3 protein-coding genes are annotated in these 2,810 nt (G+C 55.3%); 1 reads left to right on the plus strand and 2 read right to left on the minus strand.

Annotation, left to right across the window (positions count from 1 at the left end):
- Nucleotides 1–145: 145 nt before the first annotated feature.
- Entirely contained in the window at nt 146–523 is a 378-nt protein-coding gene (locus B7449_RS16115; protein ID WP_039732930.1) for a helix-turn-helix domain-containing protein, read from the minus strand.
- A 209-nt stretch (nt 524–732) separates the two neighbouring features.
- Between B7449_RS16115 and B7449_RS16120 the strand changes: the two genes are divergently transcribed.
- Nucleotides 733–1,893, plus strand: a complete 1,161-nt coding sequence (locus B7449_RS16120) for a pyridoxal phosphate-dependent aminotransferase (RefSeq protein ID WP_039733749.1) — start codon at nt 733–735, stop codon at nt 1,891–1,893.
- 210 nt (nt 1,894–2,103) lie between these two features.
- Here B7449_RS16120 and B7449_RS16125 read toward each other — a convergent pair whose 3' ends face one another.
- Nucleotides 2,104–2,493: a hypothetical protein gene (locus tag B7449_RS16125; RefSeq protein WP_039732891.1), complete on the minus strand. Its 390-nt coding sequence runs from the start codon at nt 2,491–2,493 to the stop codon at nt 2,104–2,106.
- Nucleotides 2,494–2,810 lie beyond the last annotated feature (317 nt).

Raw genomic sequence — 2,810 nt, forward strand, 5'->3', positions numbered from 1 at the left:
TGGATGGCAAAGGCCCGAGAATTCTCGACCCAGGCCGGATCATAAGTGAAGGTCGAAAACTGCCGTGGACCTGCCTGCGTAAAACGCAGTTGACCCACGGGGGTCAGGCTGTCGCAAAGAACGACATGGGCGCTGAAATCAGGCATCAGAACGAAGCACCGTCCATATCAATAACATCCGCTCCCCCATGCGTGGCCTTATCCTTATCCTGCTGCCTGCGTAACGTGGTCGCAGAAGATCGGCCTCGACGAGGCTGACGCTCAGCAGCCAACGCCAGTCCCAGATCATCCTTGCGGATATCAATCAGGTCGGCCAACCGGTCTAGAAGACCAAGCACGACAAGCACGTCGGCCAGAGTGCCGATCCCCACACCCGGATCTCCCTTTTCCAGGCGCGCGATGGAACTTGCTGACGTGCCGGCACGAACGGCCAGGTCGGCTATCGCTATGCCGCGCCGCAGGCGCGCGCCACGAAGGTCACGCCCCAGTCGTTCAAGAGCCGCGCGGGATTTCGGTGAGCCCATTACTATCACTCATATTTGACATATAAAGTGCCTTATACCGTCATATATGAAATTCTGTAAACTCCATCCTCTGCCCTCCACAACACGTTCCTGGCAGGAACTGGCACGTCGCGTAGAAAACGGTGGGCAGGCCGCCTGATTTCCAGGGGCAGTTTCTGGTCGCAGGGCGATCATCGCCCTATAAGTCTATTTTCCACCTTGAGGTCATGATGCCTGTTCCGCCAATCGATCCCTTCCATGCGCTGTCCATCAGCGCACTGGCGCATGAACTGGCCGCGCAGGGGCGCAGCATCATTCATATGGAATTTGGCCAGCCTTCCACCGGCGCGCCAAGCGCGGCGATCGAACGCGCTCAGCACGTACTGGCGACCGACCCCATGGGCTATTGGGAAAGCCAGCCCCTGAAGGAACGGATCGCCCTGCACTATGACGAAACATATGGCGTTTCGCTCCGGCCTGAACAGATTATCCTGACCTGTGGCGCATCACCCGCGCTGGTTCTGGCGCTCATGACCAGTTTTGTGCCCGGCGCGCATGTAGCCATGGCGCGACCGGGTTATGTGGCCTACCGCAATGTCGTGCGCTCGCTCCATATGAAACCGGTTGAAATTCCGTGTGGCGAAAAAGAACGTTTCCAGTTGCCCCCCCACGCCATTGCCGCGCTTGAACCTGCTCCCGACGGGTTGATCCTGGCCAGTCCCGCCAACCCCACCGGTACCATCCTGTCTCCTGATGAAATACGGCGCATTGTTGACGTCTGTCGCGCGCACGGGATCTGCATCATATCGGATGAAATCTATCACGGCCTGAGTTTTGGCGAACGCGCGCACAGTATTCTGGAATATGATCCCGATGCGCTGGTGGTAAACAGTTTTTCCAAATACTTCAGCATGGCGCCGTGGCGACTGGGGTGGCTGGTTGTCCCGCCAGCCAAGGTGGAAGCCGCCCGCGCGCGGATGGGTAATCTGTTCCTGCCGCCCGCCGCCCTCAGCCAGCATGCGGCCCTTGCCGCCTTCGATTGCCGCGATGAGCTTGAAGGGCATATGGAAACCTACCGGCGCAACCGTGACCTGCTGCTGCGCGCCCTACCGGAAATGGGCCTGCGCCATATCGCGCCTCCAGATGGAGCGTTCTATATCTATGCCGATATCCGGCACCTGACGGATGACAGTATGGCGTTTTGCAAGCGCCTGTTGCTGGATACGGGTGTTACGACAGCGCCGGGCATTGATTTCGACCCCATAGACGGGAAATACTTCATCCGTTTCAGCTTTGCGGTCGCAACGGACCAGATTGAAGAAGCCATCCGCCGCATGGTCCCATGGTTCCGTCACCAAAAGGACCGCTTACCCGTCAATGCAGTGACTTAAAGGGGGATATACGTCTGGAGCGCGTATAGCTGTGTTTCTGATCAGGAGACATGCGAATACGCACTTACCACGACCCACTACTACGGACCATGCAGGTGGTTTCTTCCAACTTAAGTTCTGCGGCACACGTCTTGATTATAGTCAGCCCCGGCTGCATGCCTTACCCAGATCAATACATTCATACCAAACCATTAACTGCCTGCGATATTACTACCTCAAGCCACTGCTGGAACTGAAATGCGAGGTGGCAAAACTATGCTTCAGCACGATTCCGTTACTCAACACAACATTCAGCATCTTGCTTTTGTTATTTGATCTTTCTCCAAGCATGCCAAGCCCGACTACGTCCTGCGCTATTGAAAGACCATCCTCCCTGCCGGACGTAAAACTATAAATCCAAACCTCATAACCATCTTCATAGGTTTTCTGCCCCGGTTCACCGTAAATCTGACGCACCTGGGATGAAGTTGTCACACCATCATGAATATTCTGATCAACTTCCGCGATGGTTGTTTTTTTTATGGAAGCATCACCCGTGGACGAACAGGCACTCGTGCCTGCAATGATCGCCATCACGATGGCCGTTCTGATGATCTTCATCCTGCACTCTACCCTCTCGGCTACATATCATCGACATACCTCATTGTGTCCCATCGATACAGATTGTTCAGCGCACATCAGATGCTTGGTAGGACTGTCAGCAACATGGATGGCTGCCGGTGATCCCCTCACGTTCAGAGCCGAAAACAGAAAAGGGTTGCTTCTGTCCCACGCAATTCTGCGCGTCAATCCGGCGACAGCATACCTCAAAAGAGGACACGAATCTGCTCTCGGGACCTGCATGAAATAAAAAGCAACGCAGCCAATTTTTGCTGCAGCAGTCGCAAGATGATCTTCGAAGCTTCTCCCGTTATCCG

This window comes from Komagataeibacter intermedius TF2 (assembly GCF_000964425.1).
GTDB classification, from domain to species: Bacteria; Pseudomonadota; Alphaproteobacteria; order Acetobacterales; family Acetobacteraceae; genus Komagataeibacter; species Komagataeibacter intermedius.